The sequence below is a fragment of the Stenotrophomonas sp. SI-NJAU-1 genome, from assembly GCF_020883215.1.
GTDB classification, from domain to species: domain Bacteria; phylum Pseudomonadota; class Gammaproteobacteria; order Xanthomonadales; family Xanthomonadaceae; genus Stenotrophomonas; species Stenotrophomonas indicatrix.
Genome location: NZ_CP086598.1, coordinates 1,177,868 through 1,203,387 on the forward strand (window position 1 = coordinate 1,177,868; position 25,520 = coordinate 1,203,387).

20 protein-coding genes are annotated in these 25,520 nt (G+C 66.6%); 11 read left to right on the forward strand and 9 right to left on the reverse strand.

Annotated elements, in window-relative coordinates:
• Positions 1-4 precede the first annotated feature (4 nt).
• The 3 genes from mdcA to mqo all read right to left on the reverse strand — a co-directional run bounded on the left by mdcA (position 5) and on the right by mqo (position 6,094).
• Positions 5-1,648, reverse strand: coding sequence for a malonate decarboxylase subunit alpha (gene mdcA / locus LMF57_RS05465; RefSeq protein WP_229291043.1), 1,644 nt, complete (start codon positions 1,646-1,648; stop codon positions 5-7).
• Positions 1,649-1,852: 204 nt separating this feature from the next.
• Positions 1,853-4,045, reverse strand: a complete 2,193-nt coding sequence (locus LMF57_RS05470; RefSeq protein WP_229291044.1) for a TonB-dependent siderophore receptor — start codon at positions 4,043-4,045, stop codon at positions 1,853-1,855.
• Positions 4,046-4,402: 357 nt separating this feature from the next.
• Positions 4,403-6,094: a malate dehydrogenase (quinone) gene (gene mqo / locus LMF57_RS05475; protein WP_229291045.1), complete on the reverse strand. Its 1,692-nt coding sequence runs from the start codon at positions 6,092-6,094 to the stop codon at positions 4,403-4,405.
• Between the two features lie 209 nt (positions 6,095-6,303).
• On the opposite strand from mqo, the gene LMF57_RS05480 reads away from it, so the two are divergent.
• The 5 genes from LMF57_RS05480 to LMF57_RS05500 all read left to right on the forward strand — a co-directional run bounded on the left by LMF57_RS05480 (position 6,304) and on the right by LMF57_RS05500 (position 8,830).
• Positions 6,304-7,410 (forward strand): PAAR domain-containing protein, encoded by a 1,107-nt coding sequence (locus tag LMF57_RS05480; RefSeq protein WP_229291046.1) that lies wholly within the window; start codon positions 6,304-6,306, stop codon positions 7,408-7,410.
• A gap of 62 nt (positions 7,411-7,472) precedes the next feature.
• The gene (locus LMF57_RS05485) at positions 7,473-7,895 is read left to right on the forward strand and encodes a hypothetical protein (protein WP_162887616.1); all 423 of its coding nucleotides are present in this window, start codon (positions 7,473-7,475) and stop codon (positions 7,893-7,895) included.
• 170 nt (positions 7,896-8,065) lie between these two features.
• Positions 8,066-8,431 (forward strand): hypothetical protein, encoded by a 366-nt coding sequence (locus LMF57_RS05490; protein ID WP_117309783.1) that lies wholly within the window; start codon positions 8,066-8,068, stop codon positions 8,429-8,431.
• Between the two features lie 37 nt (positions 8,432-8,468).
• Positions 8,469-8,624, forward strand: coding sequence for a hypothetical protein (locus tag LMF57_RS05495; RefSeq protein WP_162887617.1), 156 nt, complete (start codon positions 8,469-8,471; stop codon positions 8,622-8,624).
• On the forward strand, positions 8,618-8,830 hold the full coding sequence (locus LMF57_RS05500; protein WP_229291047.1) for a hypothetical protein: 213 nt from the start codon (positions 8,618-8,620) through the stop codon (positions 8,828-8,830). The genes LMF57_RS05495 and LMF57_RS05500 overlap by 7 nt, the downstream gene beginning before the upstream one ends.
• A gap of 121 nt (positions 8,831-8,951) precedes the next feature.
• On the opposite strand, the gene LMF57_RS05505 is transcribed toward LMF57_RS05500, so the two are convergent.
• From LMF57_RS05505 to LMF57_RS05515, 3 genes are all read right to left on the reverse strand, one after another.
• Positions 8,952-9,398 (reverse strand): GNAT family N-acetyltransferase, encoded by a 447-nt coding sequence (locus tag LMF57_RS05505; RefSeq protein WP_117309785.1) that lies wholly within the window; start codon positions 9,396-9,398, stop codon positions 8,952-8,954.
• Positions 9,399-9,472: 74 nt separating this feature from the next.
• A complete protein-coding gene (locus LMF57_RS05510) occupies positions 9,473-10,057 on the reverse strand; it encodes a hypothetical protein (protein ID WP_117309786.1) in 585 nt (194 codons plus the stop codon).
• Between the two features lie 102 nt (positions 10,058-10,159).
• Positions 10,160-11,065 carry a LysR family transcriptional regulator ArgP gene (locus tag LMF57_RS05515; RefSeq protein WP_229291048.1) on the reverse strand — a complete coding sequence of 302 codons (906 nt, stop codon included), beginning with the start codon at positions 11,063-11,065 and terminating at the stop codon, positions 10,160-10,162.
• A gap of 140 nt (positions 11,066-11,205) precedes the next feature.
• Here LMF57_RS05515 and LMF57_RS05520 point away from each other — a divergent pair, with 140 nt between their 5' ends.
• The 3 genes from LMF57_RS05520 to LMF57_RS05530 all read left to right on the forward strand — a co-directional run bounded on the left by LMF57_RS05520 (position 11,206) and on the right by LMF57_RS05530 (position 16,076).
• Entirely contained in the window at positions 11,206-11,841 is a 636-nt protein-coding gene (locus LMF57_RS05520) for a LysE family transporter (RefSeq protein ID WP_025873889.1), read from the forward strand.
• 165 nt (positions 11,842-12,006) lie between these two features.
• On the forward strand, positions 12,007-13,995 hold the full coding sequence (locus tag LMF57_RS05525) for a S9 family peptidase (protein ID WP_229291049.1): 1,989 nt from the start codon (positions 12,007-12,009) through the stop codon (positions 13,993-13,995).
• A 95-nt stretch (positions 13,996-14,090) separates the two neighbouring features.
• On the forward strand, positions 14,091-16,076 hold the full coding sequence (locus LMF57_RS05530) for a S9 family peptidase (RefSeq protein WP_229291050.1): 1,986 nt from the start codon (positions 14,091-14,093) through the stop codon (positions 16,074-16,076).
• Between the two features lie 55 nt (positions 16,077-16,131).
• Here LMF57_RS05530 and LMF57_RS05535 read toward each other — a convergent pair whose 3' ends face one another.
• Both LMF57_RS05535 and LMF57_RS05540 read right to left on the reverse strand, forming a co-directional pair.
• Positions 16,132-17,886: an oligopeptide:H+ symporter gene (locus LMF57_RS05535; protein WP_229291051.1), complete on the reverse strand. Its 1,755-nt coding sequence runs from the start codon at positions 17,884-17,886 to the stop codon at positions 16,132-16,134.
• A gap of 97 nt (positions 17,887-17,983) precedes the next feature.
• Positions 17,984-19,132: a heparan-alpha-glucosaminide N-acetyltransferase domain-containing protein gene (locus LMF57_RS05540; protein WP_208082132.1), complete on the reverse strand. Its 1,149-nt coding sequence runs from the start codon at positions 19,130-19,132 to the stop codon at positions 17,984-17,986.
• 199 nt (positions 19,133-19,331) lie between these two features.
• Here LMF57_RS05540 and LMF57_RS05545 point away from each other — a divergent pair, with 199 nt between their 5' ends.
• The 3 genes from LMF57_RS05545 to LMF57_RS05555 all read left to right on the forward strand — a co-directional run bounded on the left by LMF57_RS05545 (position 19,332) and on the right by LMF57_RS05555 (position 24,950).
• Positions 19,332-21,332, forward strand: a complete 2,001-nt coding sequence (locus LMF57_RS05545; RefSeq protein ID WP_229291052.1) for an oligopeptide transporter, OPT family — start codon at positions 19,332-19,334, stop codon at positions 21,330-21,332.
• 171 nt (positions 21,333-21,503) lie between these two features.
• The gene (locus tag LMF57_RS05550) at positions 21,504-23,582 is read left to right on the forward strand and encodes a S9 family peptidase (protein WP_229291053.1); all 2,079 of its coding nucleotides are present in this window, start codon (positions 21,504-21,506) and stop codon (positions 23,580-23,582) included.
• Between the two features lie 129 nt (positions 23,583-23,711).
• Positions 23,712-24,950, forward strand: coding sequence for a DUF819 family protein (locus LMF57_RS05555; protein ID WP_229291054.1), 1,239 nt, complete (start codon positions 23,712-23,714; stop codon positions 24,948-24,950).
• A gap of 88 nt (positions 24,951-25,038) precedes the next feature.
• Here the strand turns inward: LMF57_RS05555 and LMF57_RS05560 are convergent, their stop codons facing one another.
• Positions 25,039-25,518 carry a hypothetical protein gene (locus LMF57_RS05560; RefSeq protein ID WP_117309792.1) on the reverse strand — a complete coding sequence of 160 codons (480 nt, stop codon included), beginning with the start codon at positions 25,516-25,518 and terminating at the stop codon, positions 25,039-25,041.
• Positions 25,519-25,520 lie beyond the last annotated feature (2 nt).

A 25,520-nucleotide genomic window follows, 5' to 3' on the forward strand; every position in this document is an offset into this window, starting at 1 on the left:
GCCCTTACCAGTTGCGGAAGCGCTTGGGCGGGTCGTACAGACCGCCGGACCAGCGCACCAGGTCTTTCACTGAACGCGCGGCAAGAAGATCGCGGCTGGCATCGCGCACGTTGATGCCGAGATCGTCCGGGCGGCGGATCACTCCGCGGTCGCGCAGGTTTTCCACCATGGCGCGGTCGCGTCCCCTGCCCACGGCGGTATAGCCGGCCACGCCGCGGATCGCCTGCTCGCGTTCCTCCGGGCTGCGGCACAGCAGCAGGTTGGCGATGCCTTCCTCGGTCAGCACATGGCTGACGTCGTCGCCGTAGATCATCACCGGCGGCAGCGGCATGCTCGCGCGCTCGGCCAGGTCCCAGGCATCGAGGCGGTCGACGAAGGCCGGCGCCATGTGCTCGCGGAAGGTTTCCACCATCTGCACCACCAGTTTGCGCCCGCGTGGCATCTCGCCGGGCCGCGCGGCCTGCTGGCCGGCCTTGATCCAGGCGTCGCTGGCGTGGCGGCGGCCGCGTGCATCCGAACCCATGTTGGGCGCACCACCAAAGCCGGCGATGCGGTCGCGCGTTGCGGTGGAGCTGTTGCCCTGCAGGTCGATCTGCAGGGTGGAGCCGATGAACATGTCGCAGGCATACAGCCCTGCGGTCTGCGAAAACGCGCGGTTGGAGCGCATCGAACCATCGGCGCCGGTGAAGAACACATCCCCGCGCGCGGCGATGTACTTCTCCATGCCCAGTTCCGACCCGAACGAGTGCACGGATTTGACGAAACCCGATTCGATGGCTGGAATCAGCGCCGGGTGCGGATTGAGTGCCCAGTGCTGGCAGATCTTTCCCTTCAGCCCCAGCGACTCGGCGTAGGTCGGCAGCAGCAGTTCGATTGCTGCGGTATCGAAACCGATGCCGTGGTTGAGCCGGTTCACTCCGTACTCGGCGTAGATGCCCTTGATCGCCATCATCGCCATCAGCACCTGGATCTCGGAGATCTGTGCCGGATCGCGGGTGAACAGCGGTTCGATATGGTTCGGGCGCGGCGCCTGCACCACGAAGTTGACCCAGTCGGCAGGAATATCGACGCGGGGGAGGGTGTCGACGATCTCGTTGACCTGGGCGATGACGATGCCGCCACCGAATGCGGTGGCCTCCACGATCACCGGTGTGTCTTCGGTGTTGGGGCCGGTGTAGAGATTGCCGTGGCGGTCGGCAGCCTGCGCCGCGACCAGTGCCACACGCGGAGTGAGGTCGATGAAGTAGCGGCCGAACAGTTCCAGGTAGGTGTGGATGGCACCGATCTGGATGCGTCCTTCGGCCACCAGGTTGGCCAGCCGCACCGACTGCGGCCCGGAGAAGGAGAAGTCCAGCCTGGAGGCGATGCCGCGTTCGAACACATCCAGGTGCGAGGGCAGCGACAGCACCGACTGCACCATGTGCAGGTCATGCACCCGTGACGGATCGAGGTCGGCCAAGGCCTGGGCAAGGAAGTCGGCCTGCTTCTGGTTGTTGCCTTCCAGGCAGACCTTGTCGCCCGGTTCCAGCAGCGCGTGCAGCAGCTCGGCGACATCGTCGGCCTCCACCTCGTGGCCCCTGGCCCATGGCGCGGCGCGTTCCAGCCGCGCCTGGCGGCCCCGCTCCAGCGTGTCCCAACTCGGGTTCATCGACGGACTTCCGAATGGCGTTGGAATAATTACGCCATAATTACGGAGGAGCGTGCAACCTGCAGTGCAGCAAAGAAAAGGCCCGCGCGAAGGCAGGCCCATTCAGGTGGGCCACGACCGGGGTCGTGGCGGAGCGTCAGAAGCGTGCCGGCCAACGGCCGGCACCCACCCCCCAACAGTCGGCACCCACCGTTCCCGGGGTGCTCAGAACTTCCAGCGCAGGCTGGCCGCCACGAAGCGCGGTTCGCCGTAGTTGTTGTAGTCCAGGTTGGCCCAGTAGGTCTTGTCCAGCGCGTTGCGCACGCTCAGCGTCGCCGTCCAGTTGTCGCTGATGCGGTAGTTGGCGTTGAACTGCACCAGCGCATACGCCGGCTGGTTCACCGTCACCGTGCCGCCCAGCGGGTAGGGGATGTTGTAGCCCTGCACCTTGCTCTGCCATTGCACGCCACCGCCGATGCTCAGGCGCTCCAGCGCGCCGCGCAGCTGCAGCTGGGTGTTGAGCTGCAGCAGGTTTTCGGCCGGATTGGCGTACAGCAGATCGGTGGCCGCACGGGTCACCTTGACGTGGGTGTAGCCGGCATTGACCGTCCAGCCCGGCAGGATCTCGCCGTTGACATCCACTTCCCAGCCGCGCGCCTTGGTGCCGTTGACGCCGATGTAGGCCGAGCTGCCGTCGCTCAGCGAACCTTCCGGCACGCCCATGTCGCGCACCGCGTAGTTGTCCTGCTTGGCTTCGAACACCGCCGCGTTGGCGGTCAGGCGACCGTCGAACCACTGCGTCTTCAGGCCCGCTTCCAGGTTGGAGCCCTGCACCGGCGCCAGCAGGTTCTCGTTGCGGTCCTTGTAGTTCTGCGGGTTGAAGATCTCGGTGTAGCTGGCATAGGCCGCCACGTTCGGGGTGATGTCGTACACCAGGCCCACGTACGGGGTGACTTCATCGCTCACCTTGTATGCGCCGCTGGTGGCGGTGTAGGCGCCGGCCGCGTTGTAGGCGCGGGTCTGGGTCTGCCAGCGGCTCAGGCGTGCGCCGGCGATCAGCGCCAGCGGATCGGCCAGGCGCAGGCGGGTGGCCAGGTAGAAGCCGCTCTGCGTGGTCCTGGCCACGCGGCGTGCACCGGTCAGGGTGTAGGTCACTTCGGAGATGTCGCCATCCCAGGTGTGCACGTTGGGGATGTAGTAGCAACGCTCACGACCACACGTCGCCCAGTCACGCGGATAGTTCAGCGCAAGGGTGTTGGTGGTGGCTTCCAGGTCGGCCCACTGCGCGCCCACGGTCACGTCGTGCTGCTGGCCCCACAGGTTGAAGGTGCCGGTCAGGTAGGCGTCGACGTTGCGGCGGGTGTCTTCCGAATCGCCGGCGGCGGTGCGCAGGTAGATGCCCGCGCCGGTCACTGGATCGGGATTGCCGGTGCCGTACAGGCGCATGTTCTGCACGTTGCCACGGGTATGGGCGGTGTTGATCTTCAGCAGCCAGTTGTCACCGAAGCGCTGTTCCAGGTTGGCGAACACCGTGCTGGTCTCGCGCTGCCAGTAGCTCCACTTCGGTGCCAGGTTGGTCGAGCGCGGCAGATGGGCGAAGTTGCCCTTGCTGTCGAAGAACGGCACGGTGCCCCAGGTCGAGCCCACCGGGTTGTTGTCCTGGGTCTGGTAGCCGACGGTCACCGTGGTGCTGTCGGTCACATCGCCTTCCAGCACGGCCATACCGGCCATCTTGTTCTCTTTGTAGCGGTCGTAATAGAAATCGCGATCGGTGTAGGCGGCGACCACGCGGCTGCGGAAGCGGCCGTCGGCGGTCAGCGGCGCGGTCACGTCCGCTTCCATGCGGCGGTAGTCCCAGCTGCCGGCGCTGACCGAGAACGAAGCGTCGAACTCCTTGCCCGGGCGCTTGCGCAGCAGGTTCACCGTGGCCGACGGCACACCGGCGCCGCTGAGCAGGCCGTTGGCGCCGCGGATCACTTCCACCCGGTCATAGAAGGCGGTGTCGTATTCCTGGTTGGTCGAGCCGCTGTAGGTAGGAATGCCATCCACCTGGAAATCGGTGATGGCAAAACCACGCGCGTAGTACAGCGGGCGCTGGGTGTCATAGAAGGACACGCTGACGCCGGTGACATTGCGCATCACGTCGTTGAGGCTGAACAACGATTCGTCCTGCAGGCGCTGCAGACCGATTACCGTGGACGACTGCGGCGTTTCCTGCAGGGTGATCGGCAGGCGGGTGGTGCTCGATGGTGGCGCGGACTGCTCAGCGCGCACGCTCACCCGGTCCAGGGTCTTGGCATCGGAGGCGTCGGCAGCGACCTCGGCCAATGCCGACGGCGCAGCCAGGGTGAGGCAGGACAGCAGGGCAGCGGGCAGCAGCGCACGGCGGGGCAGGCGGGAATGGAAAATCTGGGTCATGGCGGGCTCGAAGCGTGAAGGCGGGGAAGGGGCGGCAACAGTCGTCCAGCACCCGGGGCGGCGGCTTCGGGCACGTCAGGTCCATCTGGGAGCGGCGCGGTCACTGCGCAGGGCGCAAATGTAAATAATTCTTAACAACATTACAATTCGCGTCATTGCGCAGGGGCTTTCAGGCGCGCAGCAAGCGTCAGGGCGGGGTCGGATCCCATTGCCGCAGGCACTGGGCTCTGACCCTGCGAGGGGCCTCCCGGAACGGGTCAGAGCCCTCCCGTGCGGGAGGGATCCGCCCCGTCGCCGCCCGCAAACGCAGACGGCCACCCGAAGGTGGCCGTCCGCAGGCATCCGCCAAGCGCAGGCTTACAGCGCCTGCAGCTCTTCGTTGGCGTTGCGCTTTTCCTTGGCCGGGGCCGGCGCGGTCGTTGGTGCCAGTGCCGGCGTCGTACCTGCTTCCACCGGAACCTCCAGGTAGGGCAGGTGCAGGGTCTGGCTGGTCAACGTGCGGATCTCGTTGGTCAGCGCGGCACTCTCGTTGAGCTTGCGGCCGTACGAGGGAACGATCTCGCGCAGGCGGGCTTCCCAACCGGCCTTCATCTGATCCGGGAAGGCCTTGGCCATCAGGTCCAGCATGATCGGCGGCGAGGTCGAAGCGCCCGGCGAGGCACCCAGCAGCGCAGCGAGGGTGTGGTCCTTGTCGGTCACGATCTCGGTACCGAACTGCAGCACCGCGCCCTTCAGCGGATCACGCTTGATGATCTGCACGCGCTGGCCGGCGGTGACCAGCTTCCAGTCGCCCGGCTTGGCATTGGGGAAGTACTTGACCAGCTCGGCCTGGCGATCGGCATCGTTCAGGCGCGCCTGGCCCATCAGGTACTGCACCAGGTCCAGGTTGTCCTTGCCCACTTCCAGCATCGGGCCGACGTTGTTGTGGTTGACCGACGAATACAGGTCCCACCACGAGCCGTGCTTGAGGAACTTGGTGCTGTACAGCGCGAACGGCCCGAACAGGACCACCGGCTTTCCATCCAGCTTGCGCGCATCCAGGTGCGGCACCGACATCGGCGGCGAACCGGTCTCGGCCATGCCATAGGCCTTCACGCCATGGCGCGAGGTCACGTCCTGGCCCTGGAAGGCAAGGAACTGGCCGCCCACCGGGAAGCCGGCGTAGTCCTTCGATTCCGGGATGCCCGACATCTGCAGCAGCTTCAGCGCAGCGCCACCGGCTCCGATGAACACGAAGCGGGCGTGGGTGGTCGATTCGGTGCCGGCCTTGAGGTCCTTCACCGTCACGTTCCAGCTCTTGTCCGCGTTCTGCCGCAGTGCGCTGACCTCGTGGTTGAGGTGCAGGCCGAAGTTCGGGCTGCGCTGCAGGCCGGTGGTCAGCTGGCGGGTGATGACGCCGAAGTTGACGTCGGTGCCGAGCGGCATCCACGTTGCGGCAACCTTCTGCTTCGGGTCGCGGCCTTCCATCAGCAGCGGTGCCCACTGCTTGATCTGCGCCGGGTCCTCGGAGTACTGCATGCCGTAGAACAGCGGGTTCTTCACCAGCGCCTGCTGGCGCTTGTGCAGGTAGGCGATGTTGTCATCGCCCCAGACGAAGCTCATGTGCGGGGTCGGATTGATGAAGTCGCTGGGCTGGCTCAGCCGCCCTTCCTTCACCTGGTGCGACCAGAACTGGCGCGAGACTTCGAACGATTCGGCGATGCCGACCGCGCGCTTGGTCTCGATGCTGCCATCGGGCAGTTCCGGGGTGTAGTTCAGTTCGGCGAATGCCGAGTGGCCGGTGCCGGCGTTGTTCCAGCCGTCCGAGCTTTCACCGGCGACGCCGTCGAGGCGCTCGTAGACCTGGATGTTCCAGTCCGGCTGCAGTTCCTGCAGGTAGGTGGCCAGGGTGATGCTCATGATGCCGGCGCCGACCAGCACGACATCGACGGGCTTGTCGTTGTTCGCGGCGGGCACCGAGCGCTGGGTCAGCGGCCAGTACAGGAACAGCGCGGCCACCAGCAACAGCAGCACGAGCAGGGCGAGCAGGGCCTTGCCAAATTTCTTCATGGGGGCGGGATCGTTGGCGGAGGGGAAGAGTTCAGGATGCGCGTGGGGCAGGGAAAGGGCGTGAAGAAACAACGCCTTGCGTCATCCTGGAGGACGATTCTACCCGGAACCGGTCCTGTTTTTGTGCAATGCATCATCCTGTTTGCCGGACCGGCCGGTTAGACTTGGCGGCTCTTCGCGCGCAAACCACACGGCCATGGAGGGGCCGAATGACGATGTCACGGATGCTGATCGTGGTAGGTGATGCCCTGCAGACGGGCGGTTCGGTGCTTACGGGCTCACCGCATACCGACATCGAAGGCCGTGCCGTTGCGCGCGTTGGCGACCGGGTCATCTGCGCCCGCCACGGGCCGGGCTCCATCGTGTCCGGTGACAGTACCCTGGTCATCGACGGCCAGCCGGTTGCCCGCGACGGCGACAAGGCCAGCTGTGGTTGTGCGCTGATGGCGGGCAAGCAACAGCGGGCGCACGTGGCGGCCGGCGGTGGAGGCAGTTCGGGTGGCGCGGCGATGGCCGCAGCGGCCTCGGCGGCCAAGGCGCTGCTGAAGCAACCGCAGCTGCAGACGCCAGGCTTCGCGCCGCCGGGCACCGAGGCGCCGCAGTGCTGGGTGCGAGATCATTCCACCCACGTATCGCAGTCGCCGGACGGACGCTATTTCGAGGCCTATGCGCCCGATGGCACGCAGTATGAGTACGATCTGCACGCCAGCTTCCGCATCGACGTGCCGCTCAAGAGCGGGGGCGACATCGTGGTGACCAGCCGCTTCCGGGTGACCACCCATGGACGCGTCAGTGCCGCTCAGGTGGCTGAGGCAAAGCAGCGCCTGCGCGACGGAATCAATCGCCACTGGAACAACCAGTTCACCATCACAGTAGCCGATCCCCAGTGCGGCACGCGGGCCTTCCGCGTGCGTTATGACATCGATTTCGTCGACAGCGGGCAGGACTACTCGGTGTTGCTGCACGATGTCTACGAGCGTGAGATGGTCAGCGACAGCGTCCTCTATGCGTCGGTGGACACTACGCTGTGGACCTATGCGCACGAGTACGGACACTGCCTGGGCCTGCCTGACGAGTACGATGATGCCGCCGTGGAAAGCGATGCCATCGTGAAGTTCTTCCTGCCCAGCGGTACGCTGGACACCGAAGAGGTGCATGCGCCGGAATTCCGCGAGGACAGTGATCCGCTGGCGACCATCATGTCCAGCGTGGACTGCAGCGTGACCCGGCCGCGCCACTGTTACAACATCGGACGCGAGGTACAGGAACTGCTGACCCGCGAGATCGCCCGGGAGATCACATGCACCGTCTCATGATGTCATTCGCCCTCATGATTGCCGCCATGCCTTTCACCGCATCCAGCCAGGAAACGCCCGCCATGATCGAACTCCACGTGCGTTGCATCGACAATGCCCCCTGCCACTTCCTCGGTGAGGACATCCGCGTGGAACTGGAACTGCGCAATGCCGGCAGCGAGGACGTGCAGGTGCCGGCTGAGTTCTACCGCCGTCGCGGGCCCAGCGTGAAGCTGGTGGACCGCCACTCGGGCAAGGAAAGGTCGCTGGCCATCAATCCGCCCGACGCGCGCCTGCTCAAGTCACCGCAGACGCTGCGGCCGGGGCAGTCCTTCCGGTTCCCTTGGCGCATCCTGCCAACGGAAATCAGCCATTTCGCCCTGCGCCCGATCGACGTGTCGGCGGTGTTCAGCGTCAACCTGACGCCGGGCGTACGCGGTGGGCAGGCCCGCATCGTCAGCAGCGAGCTGCGCATCACCGACCCGGCCGGCAGCGCGCCGCGCTGAGCCGATCACGTAAACGAGGTCGTGTGCGTCGCTGTTTTGCACTTGCTCTCTTTCTGGCTTCGTTCAAGGCAGTTTCCGGCTATGCAACTGCCGCTGAGCCACCTGCGGGTGTCGTCCTCACTGCCACGTGCATCGACAACCCGACCTGCCGTTACAGCGGAGAGGAGATCGTGGTCGAACTCGAACTTCGCAATGAAGGCCGGCAAAGCGTGCAGCTGCCGATCCGATACCTGCATCGCATGGGGCCGCGCGTCCAGGTGATGGACAACCACTCTGGCAAATCGACCTGGCTGCGCACGCCTCATCCGGACCGATCTCTGGTCAATGAACTGGAAGCGCTCGCGCCGGGTCAGTCCATCCGGATGACCCGATCAGTCATGCCGGAGCTGCTGCAGTCGTTCGCACTTCACCCGATCGATGTTGGCGTCGAGTTCTCCCTCAACGTGGTGCCGCAGAAGCCGCGCGAAGAAATGGAACTGGTGAAGAGCCGGGTTCGGATCGCGCAGCAGCCGGAGGGTTGCCAGTCCGGCAAGTAAACGCCAGGAGATCACATGCCCCGCCTCATGATGGGGCTTGCCCTTGGAACTGGAACTGCGCAATGCCGGCAGCGAGGACGTGCGGGTGCCGGCCGAGTTCTACCGCCGGCGCGGGCCCAGCGTGAAGCGGGTGGACCGCCATTCCGGCAAGGAAACGTCGCTGGCCATCAATCCGTCCGATGCGCGTTGCTGAAGTCACTGCAGACGCTGCGACCTGGGCAGTCCTTCCGGTTCCCTTGGCGCATCCGGCCCACGGAGATCAGCCATTTCGCCCTGCGCCCGATCGACATGTCGGCGGTGTTCAGCGTCAACCTGACGCCGGGCGTACGCGGTGGGCAGGCCCGCATCGTCAGCAGCGAGCTGCGCATCACCGACCCGGCCGGCAGCGCGCCGCGCTGAGCCGGCTTCTGCCGACGTTCGATGCGGCGGCAGACCAGGATCGCAGAACAACCGGGCAGCGTAGGTATGGCACGCGTCTGAGCCTGCCGGAACGGCATCCGGCCAGCTCCGTGGCCGGGCGTCAGGGGAGTTCGAGGATTTCATCCCCGGCGTCATCGATCTGCCCGGTCGGGCGCCAGCCCAGCCGACGGTAGAAGCCATGCGAGCGCGAACGCGGGTCTGCCGAGCAGGCCAGGAACAGCCGCTGGTGGCCAGCATCGCGGGTCAGGCTGACCACCTCCTGCAGCAGCTGGCGGCCGATGCCGCGGCCTTCGTAGTCCGGCAGCAGGGCCAGCACCAGCACCTCGCCGCTGTCGCGGTCGGCAAAGCAGTAGCCGGCCATGCGGTCGCCCTCGCAGGCAATCCGGCCGATCGAGTCGCCATCGGCGATGCCTGCGGCCCAACTCCCGGTGGTGATGCCCAGTTCGGCCAGTTGCGCGGCACTGAAAGCGTTCTCGCGGGTGCGCCCGCGGAGATCAATGCAGGTGGCAGCGTCATTGGGAAGCGCGTTGCGGTAGTGGATCGTCATCTGGAAACCTGGTGTCGGACGGAGTGCCGCGCGTGTGGCTGAGCCGCATCGAGATTGAATGGAGACGGGAGGCGTCATTCACTGCCGATGGTGAAGTACTCCGCCGCGAAGTAGACCAGCTGGTAGGCCAGCGTTGCTGCGGCCAGCAGCAACTGCGAACGCGCGCGGTGCAGGCGCCAGCCGAGCGCAGCGACGACGAGCATCAGGGCGGTGTGCAGTGGGTATGCCGTACCCAGCAGCCGCCATCGACTTTCACCCTTGATCGCGGTATCCACAAGATCCAGAAGCGTCAATATCGCAATCACTCCGAAGATCCAGCGTCGACGCTGCATCAGGTAGTTGCCGTAACTGCCGTACTCGCGCAGGTCCTCGGGAAACAACAACGCGCACAGCAGGAACCAGGTCGCGCAGTAGGTGATCACGAACAGATAGGTTTCAAACGTCCAGCGGTGCACTTCAACCAGGCGGAATTCCCACCACCAGAAGGTCACCAGCGATACCAGCGTCCAGACCACCCAGCAAAGGTGCAGCGCCGAACAGCCACGCCGCTGCGGGTGTTCGATGATCTGCGCCAGCCCCTTCAGCAGGGTGGTGATGGACAGGCCGAGGATGATCCCCATCACCACGCGGATATGCAGGAATACCGGTTCGGTTTCCATCGGTCGGCCCCATCGTCGGTTGCACCGATACTTGCATGAAAAGGGGACGGAGGGGATCAGGGCGTTTACGCCACAAGCGACTTGATTCCCTCCGTCCCTTCTTCAGCGCCTGCGCTGCACCAGCGCGGAGGCGGCGTCCAGCACCGCCCGGGTCAGCAGGGCCATCGTCTGCACGTCGCCCTTCCAGTGCTGCCAGTACAGCGGCACGTCTTCCCACGCGCGCTGCCGCACGTAGACCAGGCGCCCGGCATCCAGATGGCGCTTGACCAGCGGCAGCGGGTTCATCGTCCAGCCCAGCCCGCCCAGATTGGCCTGCACGAAGGCGCGGGTGGAGGGAATCCACCACGTCGGTGCGGTGCTGGGCAGGTCGGCGCCGGCCATGCGCCGGGCAAAGCGCGACTGCATGTCGTCCTTGCGGTTGAACACCAGCACCGGTGCCTGCGCCAGCGCCTGTGCGGTCACGCCCTTGGCGAAGTGCTGCTCGCGGAACTCCGGCGTACAGGTGGCGGCGTAGCGGATGCTGCCCAGTGCGTGGATCTGGCAACCCTGCACCGGCTCGTCCAGGGTGGTCACGGCCCCCAGCACGGTGCCCTGGCGCAGCAGTTCGACGGTGTGGTCCTGGTCCTCCACCCGCAGGTCCAGGGTGGTGCCGGTGCCCTGCGCGAACTGCTGGGCGGCCTGCGGGAACCAGGTCTCCAAGCTGTCGTGGTTCACCGCCACCGGGATGCTGGCCTGCGGCAGGTCCTCGTCGGCCAGGCCCATCCGGTGCAGCGCGTCGTGCTCCAGCAGGGCGGTCTGCTCGGCCAGCTGCACCAGCAACTGGCCTTCAGCGGTGGCGGTGGCAGGCGTGCCGCGCTTGACCAGCAGGCGGCCGATGCGGTCTTCCATGGCCTTGACCCGCTGCGAGATGGCCGAGGGGGTGACGCTGAGCGACTGCGCGGCACGGTCGAAGCTGCCTTCGCGGATCACCGCGGCCAGGGCCCGCAGCTGGGCATGGTCGATGCGCATGGAGATTAAGCTCCGCTAATGTTGGTTTAGTAAGTTTAGCTCGTCTTTTCTATGTTGCGGCGCGACAATGGCGCCCGTTCCGGTGCTGTCCGCCTTCGCGAGGCACCGCTCCCCCCAGGCAAGACAAGGTAGTGAATCCCATGTTCTCGGTCATCTCCGCCAGCACCGGCCTCGGTGCCTGGTTCTCCGGTGCAGCCACCGGCATCGGCCTGTTCGCCGTGGTCGGCGCCCAGAGCGCCTTCATCCTGCGCCAGGGCATCCTGCGCAAGCACATCGTGCCGGTGGTCGCCACCTGTGCGGCCATCGATGCGATCTTCATCTTCGCCAGCGTGGCCGGCCTGCGCACGCTCACCACCGCGCTGCCGTGGCTGACCACCGCCGTCCTCTGGACCGGCGTGGCCTTCCTGGCCTGGTATGCGATGAAGTCGGCACGCCGTGCGATCGCCGGTGGCGGTGGCATGGGCGAAGCCGACAGCGACGACGGCAGCCGTCGTGCGGTGCTGATGGCGGCAGTCGGCTTCTCGCTGATCAACCCGCACTTCTGGCTGGACATGATGGTGATCGGCTCCATCGCCGAGAACTTCGGCAATGCACGCATGGCCTTCGCGGCCGGCGTGGTCACCGCCAGCTGCCTGTGGCTGACCGCGCAGGGCCTGGGCGCGCGCCTGCTGGCGCCGCTGTTCACCAAGCCCAGCACCTGGCGCGTGCTGGACGGCACCATCGCGGTGATCCTCAGCATCCTGGCCCTCACTCTGGCGGTGCGCGGGGTCCATTGACCCGGCGCACGCCCCCCGAACCCACGTCCTTACTCTCTCTCTCCAAGGTAGTGGCAACGACGGCACCGGCAACGGTGCCGTCGTTTTTTCTGCCCACTGGCGGCGCGCCTGCTTGCCTGCCTAGAATCGAGACTGCGGGCAGGGAGTCCGTTCTCAGGGGGAAGGATGCGCAGGATTGTGCTTGCCGCGCTGCTGTGCGCGGTGGTGGGCGGGACGTCGGCGGGTACCGGCGGGGTGGACCTGGACCGCTACCTGCGGCAGGAAGCATTCGCCGACATCAAGATTTCGCCGGGTGGCGAGTACGTGGCTGCCACGGTTCCGATCGAGGCGGGTACGGCGCTGGCGATCTACCGGATCGCCGACATGAAGATGGTCGGCACCTTCCGCCCACCCCGCAACAACCACGCCCATACCTTCGACTGGGTAAGCAATGAACGCCTGCTGGTGGGGATGGCGCAGAAGCTGGGTGTGCTGGATCGACCGGCGCCCACCGGCGAGCTGTTCGGCATCAACGCCAACGGCAAGGGGGGAGAACTGCTGGTCGGCTACCGCACCGCTGAAACCGGACTGGGCACCAACATCAAGGTCAAGCCTGCGGGAATGGTGGCGGCTTTCCTCACCGACGAGTTGAAGGACGACGATCGCAACGTGCTGGTGGCGGTCACTCCGTTCACCGACAACGCGGCCACCCAGATCGAACGCATGGACGTGAGCACCGGTCGCCGCAACGCGGTCGCGCGCGCGCCGATCGCGCAGGCCGCCTTCACCATCGACGCCCGGGGCGAAGTGCGCTTCGCTTACGGCGTCGGACCTGACCAGAAAAAGAAGCTGTATTACCGCGCGGGTGCCAGCAGCGAATGGATACTGCTGCACGACGAGGCCTTGAACCCGCGCAACGAGGCGGCCATCGGCTTCTCGGCCGACGGCCGCCTGGCCTATCTGCAGGTGGAGCAGGCCGAAGGCCCCGACGTGATCGTCAGCTGGGACCCGCAGAGCGACGAGCGGCGAACGGTTCTGCGTGATGAGATCGCCGACCCTGCACGCATCATCCACCGCCCCGGTACGCAGGTGCCGGTGGGCGCGCTGTTCATGGGCACTACCCCACGCACGCGCTTCTTCGATGAGACCTCGGAGGATGCCCGGCTTTATCGCAGCCTGGAAACCGCGCTTGGTGCTCCGGTATACATCACCTCCAGCACCCGCGACGGCAGCACTGTCCTGGTGGAATCCTGGTCGGGCCGCAATCCGGGAGATTTCTACCTGTATGACACGCTGGGCAAGCGCGCCCGGCACCTGATCAGCCGCAGCGACTGGATCGACCCGGCGCAGAGTGCCGACGTACGCGCCATCACCTTGCAGGCCCGCGACGGCCGCCCCCTGCATGGGTTCCTCACCGTGCCACCGGGGGTGCCGATGCGCGCGCTACCGATGGTGGTGGTGCCGCATGGCGGTCCGATCGGGGTCCTGGACGATGGCACGTACTCCACCGAGACGCAGATGCTGGCGGCCGCCGGCTATGCCGTGCTGCAGGTGAATTTCCGTGGCTCGGCCGGTTACGGGCGCGCACATGCGCAGGCTGCGCGCAAACAATGGGGTGCGGCGATGCAGGACGATGTGACCGATGCCACGCGCTGGGCCATCGAGCAGGGAATTGCCGACCGTGAACGCATCTGCATCTATGGGGCCAGCTACGGCGCCTATGCGGCGCTGATGGGGACGGTGCGCGAGCCGGGTCTTTACCGTTGTGCGGCAGGTTACGTTGGCATCTACGACCTGCCCTTGATGTATGCGCGCGGGGATATCCAGAGTGACGAATCCGGGTTGATCTACCTGCGCGAGTGGCTGGGACGGCCCAAGGATCTTGTCGAACGCTCGCCGGTCAACCTGGCCGCGCAGGTTGGTGTGCCGGTGCTGCTGGCCGCCGGCCGCGAAGACCAGCGCGCACCGGTGGTGCATACCGAGCGGATGGAGGCGGCATTGAAGCAGGCCGGAACGCCTGTGCAGGCCCTGTACTACAAGAACGAAGGGCATGGGCTGTACAACCTGGCCAACCAGCGCGACTACTACGGCCACCTGCTGGCGTTCCTGTCGCGCAGCCTGGGCGGAGCAACGGCACAGGTGACGGCCGCTGGCAATGCAGAGAAGGCGCCCTGAGTCCGGCGATGGCGCCCTCGCCACTGGCGGAGCCATCGCGGGCCTGCCTAGAATCGGCGAATCTGGACAGGGTGTCCGGGCAGGGAGGGGGAAGGATGCGCAGGACTGTACTTGCCGCGCTGTTGTGCGCGGTGGTGGGCGGGACGTCGGCGGGTACCGGCGGGGTGGACCTGGAGAAGTACCTGAAACCGGAGTCGTTTTCGAACGTCAAGCTCTCGCCCGGCGGCGAATACGTTGCCGGCACCGTACCGCTGGACGATTCCACCGCGCTGGTCATCCTGCGCACGTCCGACCGCAAGCCTGCCGGCGTGTTCCGCCCGCAGGACAAGAACCACGCCAACACCTTTGAATGGGTGAGCAACGAGCGCCTGCTGGTCGGCCTGGCCGAGAAGCTCGGTGTACTCGATACGCCACAGCCCACCGGTGAACTGTACGGGGTCAACGTCGATGGCAAGGGTGGGGAGCTGCTGGTCGGCTACCGCGTGCAGGGGCGCGGGTTGGGCACGCGCATCCAGCCGAAGAAGGTGGAGGACGTCGCGGCCTTCCTCACCGACGAACTGGCGGGCGACGACCGCAATGTGCTGATCGCGGTATGGCCCTTCGCCGAAGACCCCTACACCCGGGTCGAGCGGCTTGACGTGGTCAGTGGGCGTCGCGTGCGCGTGTCCGGTTCCCCCGTGCAGCGTGCCGATTTCACTACCGATCATCAGGGGGAAGTACGCTTCGCCCACGGCGCAGCGTCGGACAACGTCAACAAGCTCTACTACCGCGCCGGGACCAATGCGCAGTGGTCGCTGGTCAATGACGAGTCGCTGAGCCACCGGATAGAAACCGCAATCGGCTTCTCCGAAGATGGCGCGCTGGCCTATCTGCAGGTCGAGCAGCCCACCGGGCCCGATGCCATCGTCAGCTGGAACCCGCAGACCGGCGAACGGCGCGAGGTGCTGCGTGATGGCGTGGTCGATCCCTACGCGATCATCTTTCGCCCGGGCACCCGCGTGCCGGTGGGCGCGCTGTTTGCCGGCGATGCACCGCGCACGCGCTTCTTCGATGAGAAGGGGGCCGATGCCCGTCAGTACCGCAGCCTTGAAGCGGCGTTCGGCGGCCCGGTGTTCATCACCTCCAGTACCCGCGATGGCGGCAAGGTGGTGGTGCAGACGTGGTCGGGCAGCAACCCCGGGGATTTCTACCTGTTCGACACCCGCGCGAAGGCGGCCGAGCATCTGCTCAGCCGCAGCGAATGGATCGACCCCAGACTGGCCGCCACCGTGCGCCCGTTCTCGCTGAAGGCGCGCGACGGGTTGCCCCTGCACGGCTTCCTGACCCTGCCGCCGGGCAGCGAAGGGCGCAATCTGCCGTTGGTGGTGCTGCCGCATGGTGGCCCCATCGGCGTATTCGATGAGGGCAGCTACAGCAGCGAGCCGCAGATGCTGGCGGCAGCAGGGTATGCCGTGTTGCAGGTCAACTTCCGTGGTTCGGCCAACTATGGCCGCGCGTTCACCCAGGCGGGTGCGAAGCAGTGGGGCGCGGCCATGCAGGACGATGTGACCGACGCCACCCGCTGGGCCATCGCAGAGGGCATCGCCGACCGCAACCGCATCTGCATCTATGGGGCCAGCTACGGTGCGTATGCCGCGATGATGGGGCCGATCCGCGAACCCGGGCTGTACCAGTGCGCGGCCGGCTACGTCGGTGTGTACGACCTGCCGCTGATGTTCAGTGGTGAGGCACAGCTGAGCGATTCAGCCATGGCCTGGCAGCGCGAATGGGTGGGTGATCCGAAGACCCTGGGAGCCCGTTCGCCGGTGAACCTGGCCGCGCAGCTGAAAGTGCCGGTGTTCCTGGCCGCTGGCGGCGAAGACACGCGTGCGCCGGTCAAGCACACCGAGCGTATGGAGGCAGCGCTGAAGGCGGCCGGCTCACCGGTGGAGAGCCTGTACTACCGCACCGAAGGGCACGGTTTCCACCGGCCTGAGCACCAGCGCGAGTACTACAGCAGGCTGCTGGCCTTCCTGTCACGCAGCCTGGGCGGCGGTACCGCAGCGGCCGCAACGTCTTCCGACAAGGGCAGGGCGCCCTGAAACAGACGCGGCGGCCACCGACCTGGTGGCCGCCGCGGTGTCCTGCCGTCGGGCGTTATTTCACCCCGTGCATCATCCGCTTCAACAGCGGCGCAGCGATGAAGGCCAGCAACGCGCAGCCCAGGCCGATCCACATCAGCAGCCAGAACAGGTGTGCATAGGCACCGGCCGCAGCGGCCATGTCCAGCGTTTCGCCTTCAGGTACGTCGATCGCCGCCAGCTTGCCGAACAGCGCGGCCAGCGTTTCGGAGAAGGCCGTCGCCAGGAACCAGGTGCCCATCATCAGGCTCATCACCCGGGGCACCGCCAGCTGGGTGACCGCCGACAGGCCGACCGGCGACAGGCACATCTCGCCGCTGGCCAGCAGGAAGTAGGCCAGCACCAGCCACCACACGCTGGCCATCTCGCCGGTGGCACCAACGTGCTGCGCGGCCAGCGCCAGCGGTACGAACGAGAGCGCACCGATCACCAGCCCCCAGGCCGACTTCACCGGCTTGCCCGGTTCCCAGCCGCGGCGGTCCATCCAGGTCCACAACGCGGCGAACGCCGGCGCCAGCAGCACCAGGAACAGGCCGCCGAGGTAGGTCAGCGAACCGGCGGTCTGCGGGATCACCAGGCAGTCGCGTACCAGCAGCACCAGCATCAGCGCGACGATGGCGATGAAGAACGTGCGCGGCGCGGACGAGCCCGGGCGACGCTCGGACAGGCGCGCGCTGACCACGAAGCCCAGCGGTGCCAGCAGCAGCGAGAGGATCGACCACGGCAGCGGTGAGCCTTCGCGGATCACCAGCGCAGGCACGATGTCCTTGGTCAGCAGGCGGTCGGTGAAGGTCACCCACGAGCCATACGATTGCTCGTACATCGTGAAGAACACCAGCGCCATGAAGATCAGCACCATCAGCGCGACCATCTGCTTGCGCTGCACCGGCGTGCACTGGGTGCCGGTGAACCAGGCGAACCAGACCAGCACGCCGCCCAGCACCACCAGCATCAGCATCAGTGCCAGGCTGATTTCACCGCCAAGCGCGAAGGCACCGTTGCCGGCCGCCCACATCAGCCAGGCCACCGGCAGCACGCCGATCACCGCGCACAGGTAGATCAGCCATTCGCGCGGCAGGCCCAGCACCTTCTGCTTCAAGGTCGCCGGTTGCGGCGGCTCGGCGTGGCCCTGCAGGTATTTCTGGCCCCACAGGAACATCGCCAGCCCGGCCAGCATGCCGATGCCAGCCGCACCGAAGCCGTACTTCCAGCCGTAGACCTCGCCCAGGAAACCGCACACCAGCGAAGAGAACAGGGCGCCCAGGTTGATGCCGGCATAGAACAGCGAGAAGCCCGAATCGCGGCGCGGATCGTCCTGCGGATAAAGCTTGCCGACGATGGTGGAGATGTTCGGCTTGAGGAAGCCGACGCCCATGATGATCAGCGCCAGCGACAGGTAGGTCACGGCCAGTGCCGAGGTGTCGCGCACTACTTCGCCGTTGACCCGGTATGCGGCGTGGCCCTCGAAGGCCATGCCGAGGTGGCCGAGCACCAGCAGGATGCCGCCGAACAGCACCGCCCGGCGCATGCCCAGCCAGCGGTCGGCCAACATGCCGCCGAACACCGGGATGCAGTACACCAGCCCGCCGTAGGCGCCTAGCAGGTCCAGCCCGGCCTTGTCGCCGAACAGGTGGTACTTGGTGAGGTACAGCAGCAGCAGCGCCTTCATGCCGTAGAAGGAGAAGCGCTCCCACATTTCGGTGAAGAAGCAGACGTAGACGCCCTTGGGATGGCCGAGGAAGTCGTCGGAAGCGATAGCCGTGGAATTCATCGCGGAATTATAGGCGTGCGCTGCAGGCGCGCGCCGGGTAGCGCCGGGCCATGCCCAGCGATCCTGTGCAACGCCGGGCATGGCCCGGCGCTACCGTTCACAGGTATCGCAGCCAGGCCAGGTCACGTCGCCGCGCCTTGAACCGCGCGAACGCCAGCGTCGGTGGGTACAGCACCACCGCCAGCGCGCAGGCCACCAGCAGCAGCCCGGCCACCGAGTCCAGCGCATACAGGCAACCGTGGGTCGGGCCCCAGGTCTTCAGGGCCGCCAGGTACAACAGCTTCAGCACATACAGGTGCAGCAGATAGAAGAACATCGGCGCTGCACCGATATCGGCCAGCGGCCGCAGCGCACGCGCCAGCGGTGGCCACTCATACAGCCGCAACAGCAGCAGGCCCATGCCCAGGGTCAGCAGCAGGAACTGCAGCGAGGGCGGGTACTTGGTGATGTTGAACACGCTCATCCACGTGCGCAGCGTGGTCTGCTGGTACTGCCACGGCGTGTCGCCATAGCCGTTGGCGAAGCGCAGCAGAGCGAAGGCGGCCAGTGCGCCCAGCCCGGACCACAGCAGCCGCTGCCGGCGCTGCTGCGGGTCGCTGCCGGCAGCGAACCACGGCGCCATCAGGTAGCCCAGCGCGATCACCCCGATCCACGGCAGCACGGGGTAGGAGGTACGCAGGCTCAACGGCCCAGCCTCGATCCAGTCGCGCTGGTGCAGCACCTTCCACAGCACTGCCAGAGCGCCGTCGCCCTGCACCCGTACGCCGTCCAGCAGGTTGTGACCGACCACCAGCGTCACCGCCAGGACGGCCAGCACCGGCCGCGGCAGCCACAGCAGGCCGGCCAGCGCGATCATGCTCAGGCCGATCGCCCAGATCACCTGCAGGTATACCGTTTCCGGCGGCCACTGGAAGGTCCAGGCGAGGTTGACCAGGGTCAGTTCCAGCACCACCAGGAACAGGCCGCGCTTGAGCAGGAAAGCCGCAATGGCACGGCGCGGATCGGCATGGCGCTGGCCGTACAGCCAGGCCGACAGGCCGGTCAGCAGCACGAACACCGGCGCGCACAGGTGGGCCAGCAGGCGGCAGGCGAACAGGGCAGGGGATACGGTTGCCGCGTCCATCGGATCGCCGACCTGATACTGCAGGAAGAACGTCTCGCGCACGTGGTCGAGCAGCATCAGCAGCATCACGGTGCCGCGCAACTGGTCGATGGAGGCCAGCCGGGAGGAGGGGGAGGAGGACATGCGGTGGGTGGGTACAGGGCAACGGAAGGTTATAACATAGCGTTTACGGAGTGCCCACTCGGGCTTTGCCGCATCAGTTGGCTGGGATGCCGCTGCGGGCCCGCTCGTGTTCCACCTGCGCCCCCCATCCTTCGGCACGCTGGACTTGCTGCCCCCTGAACGCTAGCGTGGCAGGGATTTTTTGCCAGCAGGGGCTTTCATGAACCATGACGCTGCGCCCAAGCAGCTCACTTTCCGCGCGGTGGTCCTGGCCATCGTGCTGGCGGTGGTGCTGTCGGCCGCAAACGCCTACCTCGGTCTGTTCGCAGGCCTGACCATCGCCACCGCGATTCCCGCCGCGGTCATTTCCATGGGCGTGCTGCGCCTGCTGGGGGGCGGTTCGATCCTTGAGAACAACATCGTGCAGACCGGCGCTTCGGCCGGTTCGTCGATCGCCGCCGGTGTGATCTTCACCATCCCCGCGCTGGTGATCATGGGCTACTGGCCGGACTTCAAGTACTGGTGGGTGCTGGGCATCGCCGGTCTCGGTGGCCTGCTGGGCGTGCTGTTCTCGGTGCCGCTGCGCCGTTCGATGATCGTCGAAGATCCGCTTCCGTTCCCGGAAGGCAAGGCTGCGGCCGAAGTGCTCAAGGCCGGTGAGAACCCGGGCCCGGGCCTGAAGATCCTCGGCCTGTCGGCGGTGATCGGTGCGTTCGTGAAGCTGGCCGCGGAAAGCGGCATGCGCCTGATCCCGGACGCCTGGGCCACTTCGGCCTATGTCGGCAGCTCCAAGGTCACCGCCTTCATCGGCACCAACCTGTCGCCCGCACTGCTGGGCGTGGGGTACATCGTCGGCCTCAACGTCGGCATCGTGGTGGTGTCCGGCTCGATCCTGACCTGGCACATCGCCATCCCGATCTACCAGGCGTTCTTCATGAACACCGATCCGGCGCTGGCCACCTCGATCGCCACCGCCTCGTCCACCGAAGCGGCGTTCGCCATCTGGGGCGCGAAGATGCGCTACCTCGGTGTCGGCGCGATGCTGATCGGCGGCATCTGGACCCTGATCTCGCTGCGCAAGTCGCTGCTCAACGGCGTCAAGAGTGGCTTTGCGGCCGCGCGCAAGAGCGGTGGCCCGGTGCTGGCGCACACCGAGCGCGACCTGCCGATGAAGTGGATGCTGGTGGCGCTGGTGGTGTTCACCCTGCCGCTGCTGGCGCTGTACCAGGCCATCGTCGGCCAGTGGCACGTGTCGATCCCGATGACCCTCATCATGATCGTCGCCGGCTTCCTGTTCGTTTCGGTGTCGGCCTACCTGGCCGGCCTGATCGGTTCGTCCAACAACCCGGTCTCGGGCATCACCATCTCCACCATCCTGTTCGCTTCGGCGGTGCTGGTGCTGCTGCTGGGCAAGGATGGCCTGCAGCCGGTTGGTGCCTTCGGTGCGCCGCTGGGTGCGGTGGCCGCGATCATGATCGGCGCGGTGGTGTGCTGTGCCGCCGCCGTCGGTGGCGACAACCTGCAGGACCTCAAGGCCGGCTACATCGTCGGTGCCACCCCGTGGAAGCAGCAGCTGATGCTGGGCATCGGCGCGTTCTCGTGCGCGCTGATCATGGCCCCGGTGCTGAACCTGCTGGCCACCGCCTACGGCATCGGCGTCAAGTCCGAGCTGCACCCGAATGCGCTGGCCGCACCGCAGGCCAACCTGATGGCGTCGGTGGCCAAGGGCCTGTTCGGTGGCGAGCTGCCGTGGACCTTCATCGGCATCGGTGCCGTGGTCGGTGCCGCCATCATCGCGTTCGACAGCTGGCTGAAGTCGCGCAACTCGCGTTTCCGCGTGCCGGTGCTGGCCGCCGCGATCGGCATCTACCTGCCGCTGGAACTGATGGTGCCGATCTTCCTCGGTGGCCTGATCTCCTACCTGGTCGAGCGCTTCCACAAGGTGCGCGCCGATGACGAAGAGGGCCGCGACCGCGTGCACAAGCCGGGTGTGCTGTTCGCTGCCGGCCTGATCACCGGTGAGGCGCTGATGGGTATCGCCATCGCCGTGCCGATCGTGGTCAGCAGCCGTGCCGACGTGCTGGCCGTGCCGTTCCACCTGCCGGCCGCGCAGTGGATCGGCCTGGCCGTGCTGTTCCTGGTCGGCTGGCTGATCTACCGCACCGGCAAGCGCGCCGTGGCGGGAGTGCCGGCCGCTGGCCGGCAACCCTGGAACCCGTGACGCCCCATGGTTGCCGGCCAGCGGCCGGCACTACCGGTGTCCCCAGCAAACCGCGCTACGGCGCGGTTTGCTTTTTCTGGCGGCAGCTCAGCCACGGCCATGACCGATGGCCTTGGCAGGCCCGGCCGCGCAGGCCTACCATCGGTTTTTTGCCGTCCTGCGGAGACCCCGATGAAACTGCGTCATGCCCTGTTGCCACTGAGCCTGCTGGCTGCCCTGCCCAGCGTCGCCGCTGCCCGTGGCCTGGAAGTCCGCGACATGGTGGCCATGGACCGCGTCTCCGCGCCGGTATTGACCGCCGACGGCGGCACCGTGGTGTTCGCCAAGCGCAGCACCGATGCCAACCTCAAGGCCAGCACCGCACTGTTCGCGCGCAACCTGCGCACCCGCGACGCGGCACCGCCGAAGCAGCTCACGCCGGCTGGCTGGAACGTCAACTCCGCGTCGCTGTCGGCCGATGGCCAGACCGTGTACTTCCTCAGCGCCAAGAACGGCAGCCAGCAGCTGTACGCACAGCCGATCAGTGGCGGCGCCCCGCGCCAGCTGACCGACTTCCCGGTGGACGTGGACAGCTACCACGTGTCGCCGCAGGACGACCGCGTGCTGTTCAGCGCCGGCGTGTTCCAGGTCTGTGCGTCGGACCTGGCCTGCACCGAAAAGAAGCTGAAGGACGTGGAAGGCGCCAAGGCCAGCGGCAAGGTCTTTGATTCGCTGTTCGTGCGCCACTGGGATACCTGGAACGACGGCCGCCGCAACACTCTGTTCGTCGCCCCGTTGCCGGCAGCCAAGGCCGGTGCGGTCAAGGGCGCTTCGGCGCTGAGCGCGACCATCGACGGCGATGCTCCGTCCAAGCCGTTCGGTGGCAATGACGATTTCGCCTGGTCGCCGGATGGCAGCAGCGTGGTCGCCAGCATCCGCGTGGCCGGCAAGCAGGAGCCGTGGTCGACCAACTTCGACCTGTACCGCTTCGATGCTGCGGGCAAGCAGGCGCCGGTCAACCTGACCGCGTCCAACCCGGCCTGGGATGCCGGCCCGGTGTTCAGCGGCGACGGCAAGACCCTGTTCTACCGCGCGATGAAGCGCCCAGGCTTCGAGGCGGACCGCTTCGGCCTGATGGCGATGGACCTGGCCAGCGGCAAGACGCGCGAGATCGCGCCGCAGTGGGACCGTTCGGCCGGCGGCATCACCCTGTCCGCCGACGGCGCCAGCATCTACACCACCGCCGACGACCTCGGCGAACACCCGCTGTTCCAGATCGACGTGGCCAGCGGCAAGGCCACCAAGCTGATCGGCGATGGCAGCGTCACCGCTGTCGACGTGGCCGGCAACAGCGTGGCCATCACCCGCAACAGCCTGAAGAGCAACGACCAGGTGCTGGTCGGTCTGCTGCCGGCCGCTGGCGAGCCGATCGGCGCGCTGCGCGCGCTGACCCCGGCCGCTGGCGAAGTGCTGAAGGATGTGAGCTTCGGCGACTACGAGCAGTTCGAGTTCAAGGGCTGGAACAACGACACCGTGCATGGCTATGTGGTCAAGCCGCACAACTACCAGGAAGGCAAGTCCTACCCGGTTGCGTTCCTGATCCATGGCGGCCCGCAGGGCAGCTTCGGCAATGGCTGGAGCTACCGCTGGAACCCGCAGACTTACGCAGGCCAGGGCTACGCTGTGGTGATGATCGACTTCCACGGCTCCACCGGTTACGGCCAGGCCTTCACCGATGCGATCAGCCAGCACTGGGGTGACCGTCCGCTGGAAGACCTGCAGAAGGGCTGGAGCGCGGCGCTGAAGAAGTACGACTTCCTCAACGGTGACAAGGCCTGCGCACTGGGCGCCAGCTACGGCGGCTTCATGGTCAACTGGATCGCCGGCAACTGGAACAGCCCGTTCAAGTGCCTGGTCAACCATGACGGTGTGTTCGACCAGCGCATGATGGGCTATGCCACCGAAGAACTGTGGTTCACCGAGTGGGAGCAGGGCGGTACCCCGTACCAGAAGGCGGCGAACTACGAGAAGTTCAACCCGGTCAACCACGTGGCTGACTGGAAGAAGCCGATCCTGGTGATCCATGGCCAGCAGGACTTCCGCATTCCGGTCGAGCAGGGCCTGGCTGCCTTCACCGCGGCCCAGCGCCAGGGCATCGAGTCGAAGTTCCTGTACTTCCCGGACGAGAACCACTGGGTGCTGAAGCCGAACAACAGCATCCTGTGGCATGACACCGTCAACGCCTGGCTGAAGCAGCACATCGGCGAGTAAGCGATACCGGCGCCGCCCTTGTGGCGGCGCCCGGCTTTCCGGTAGTGCCGGCCGCTGGCCGGCAACTGCACGTTGCGACCTACCTACATGGGGTTGCCGGCCAGCGGCCGGTACTACCAGGATGCCTGCATGCCCTCGACTGCCCTGATCCAGAACGACATCGTCGTCTTCGGCCTGATCGCCGCCACCCTTGGCGCCGTGTTCTGGACCGCTTCGCGCGAGCAGGGCCTGTGGAAGCGCTTCTATACCTTCGTGCCGGCGCTGCTGCTGTGCTATCTGCTGCCGGGCATCTACAACACGTTCGGCCTGATCGACGGGCAGAACACCAGGCTGTACAACCCGGTCGCGCGTGACATCCTGCTGCCGGCGGCGCTGATCCTGCTGACCCTGGCGGTCGACATCAAGGGCATCCTGCGGCTGGGGCCGAAGCTGGTGCTGATGTACCTGGGCGCCTCGGCCAGCATCATGCTGGGTGCGGTGGTCGCGTTCCTGGTCATGCGTGCGATCCATCCGGATACCGTCGCCGGCGATACCTGGGCCGGCATGGCGGCGCTGGCCGGCAGCTGGATCGGCGGCGGTGCCAACATGCTGGCCATGCGCGAAGTGTTCGACGTCAACGCAACCACGTTCGGCCAGTTCGCGGTGGTCGATGTGGGGGTTGGCTACGTGTGGATGGCGGCGTTGATCTTCCTGGCTGGGCGCGCGGCGAAGATCGATGCACGCAGCGGTGCCGATACCTCCGCCATCGACGAGCTGAAGGAGCGCATCGCACGCTTCCAGGCCGAGCATGAGCGCATTCCCAGCCTGACCGATCTGATGCTGATCGTGGCGGTGGCCTTCGGTGGCGTCGGCCTGGCCCACGCCATCGGCGCGCCGCTGGCGGCCTGGTTCAAGGTCCACGTCAGCTGGGCATCGCAGTTCAGCCTGGATGCGCCGTTCGTGTGGGTGGTGGTGCTGTCGACCACGCTCGGCCTGGGCCTGAGCTTCACCCGTGCACGTACGCTGGAAGGCGCGGGCGCCTCGCGCCTGGGCTCGCTGCTGCTGTACTTCCTGATCGCCTGCATCGGCATGCAGATGGATCTGCTGGCGCTGCTGGACCGCCCGTGGCTGTTCCTGCTCGGCATCATCTGGATCAGCGTGCACATCGTGCTGCTGTGGTGCCTGGGCAAGCTGTTGAAGGTGCCGTTCTTCTACTTCGCCATCGGTTCGCAGTCGAACATCGGCGGCCCGGCCTCGGCACCGGTGGTGGCCGCTGCGTTCCATCCAGCGTTGGCGCCGGTAGGCGTGCTGCTGGGTACGATGGGCTATGCCACCGGCACCTATCTGGCGTATGTGGTCGGCATCACCCTGCGCGCGCTGGCCACGTGACCCACGGTGGCGCCGGGCCATGCCCGGCGAACCGCGTCGCGGCGGCGGATGTGCATGCCGCCGGGCATGGCCCGGCGCTACCGATGCGTCATGCCACCGGCAAGCCGCGTTCGATCAGCCAGGCCTTTGCGTCTTCGGCGTCCTGTTCAAACCACGCCTTCGTCGACCCCAACCGATACGTATACCCCCACGCATCCATGTCGGCCATCAGCCGCTCACTGCCGACACCGGGCAGGTGCCCGGCCAGCACGATCTGCAGGTAGCAGGTGGCGTCTTCTTCGGGCACCGAATCGGTGGCGTCGGTATGCACCTGCGCGCGCCGCTCCGGTGGCAGCACGATCAGGTGGCAGGCCTCGTGCAGCATTGAATGCACCGGCGTGTCATCGCGCACGTAGACGTCGCTGGCGATGATGCCCGCCTCGGGCTCGCCCCAGTAACTGCCCGGGATCGGCTCGCCGGCCGCCACCCGATGCAGGCGCAGCGCGTGCGCGGCGAGCAGGCGCTGGGCATCGGCGAAGGCGATGTCGCCGACGCGGGTAACGTTCGGTTCGGGCGTGGTATCCGTCATGT

Excerpts from the sequence above, each read along its gene's own strand:
- mdcA (WP_229291043.1), bottom strand. The coding sequence starts at position 1,648 with ATGAACCCGAGTTGGGACACGCTGGAGCGGGGCCGCCAGGCGCGGCTG.
- LMF57_RS05470 (WP_229291044.1), bottom strand. The coding sequence starts at position 4,045 with ATGACCCAGATTTTCCATTCCCGCCTGCCCCGCCGTGCGCTGCTGCCC.
- mqo (WP_229291045.1), bottom strand. The coding sequence starts at position 6,094 with ATGAAGAAATTTGGCAAGGCCCTGCTCGCCCTGCTCGTGCTGCTGTTG.
- LMF57_RS05480 (WP_229291046.1), top strand. The coding sequence starts at position 6,304 with ATGACGATGTCACGGATGCTGATCGTGGTAGGTGATGCCCTGCAGACG.
- LMF57_RS05485 (WP_162887616.1), top strand. The coding sequence starts at position 7,473 with ATGATCGAACTCCACGTGCGTTGCATCGACAATGCCCCCTGCCACTTC.
- LMF57_RS05505 (WP_117309785.1), bottom strand. The coding sequence starts at position 9,398 with ATGACGATCCACTACCGCAACGCGCTTCCCAATGACGCTGCCACCTGC.
- LMF57_RS05510 (WP_117309786.1), bottom strand. The coding sequence starts at position 10,057 with ATGGAAACCGAACCGGTATTCCTGCATATCCGCGTGGTGATGGGGATC.
- LMF57_RS05515 (WP_229291048.1), bottom strand. The coding sequence starts at position 11,065 with ATGCGCATCGACCATGCCCAGCTGCGGGCCCTGGCCGCGGTGATCCGC.
- LMF57_RS05520 (WP_025873889.1), top strand. The coding sequence starts at position 11,206 with ATGTTCTCGGTCATCTCCGCCAGCACCGGCCTCGGTGCCTGGTTCTCC.
- LMF57_RS05525 (WP_229291049.1), top strand. The coding sequence starts at position 12,007 with ATGCGCAGGATTGTGCTTGCCGCGCTGCTGTGCGCGGTGGTGGGCGGG.
- LMF57_RS05530 (WP_229291050.1), top strand. The coding sequence starts at position 14,091 with ATGCGCAGGACTGTACTTGCCGCGCTGTTGTGCGCGGTGGTGGGCGGG.
- LMF57_RS05535 (WP_229291051.1), bottom strand. The coding sequence starts at position 17,886 with ATGAATTCCACGGCTATCGCTTCCGACGACTTCCTCGGCCATCCCAAG.
- LMF57_RS05540 (WP_208082132.1), bottom strand. The coding sequence starts at position 19,132 with ATGTCCTCCTCCCCCTCCTCCCGGCTGGCCTCCATCGACCAGTTGCGC.
- LMF57_RS05545 (WP_229291052.1), top strand. The coding sequence starts at position 19,332 with ATGAACCATGACGCTGCGCCCAAGCAGCTCACTTTCCGCGCGGTGGTC.
- LMF57_RS05550 (WP_229291053.1), top strand. The coding sequence starts at position 21,504 with ATGAAACTGCGTCATGCCCTGTTGCCACTGAGCCTGCTGGCTGCCCTG.
- LMF57_RS05555 (WP_229291054.1), top strand. The coding sequence starts at position 23,712 with ATGCCCTCGACTGCCCTGATCCAGAACGACATCGTCGTCTTCGGCCTG.
- LMF57_RS05560 (WP_117309792.1), bottom strand. The coding sequence starts at position 25,518 with ATGACGGATACCACGCCCGAACCGAACGTTACCCGCGTCGGCGACATC.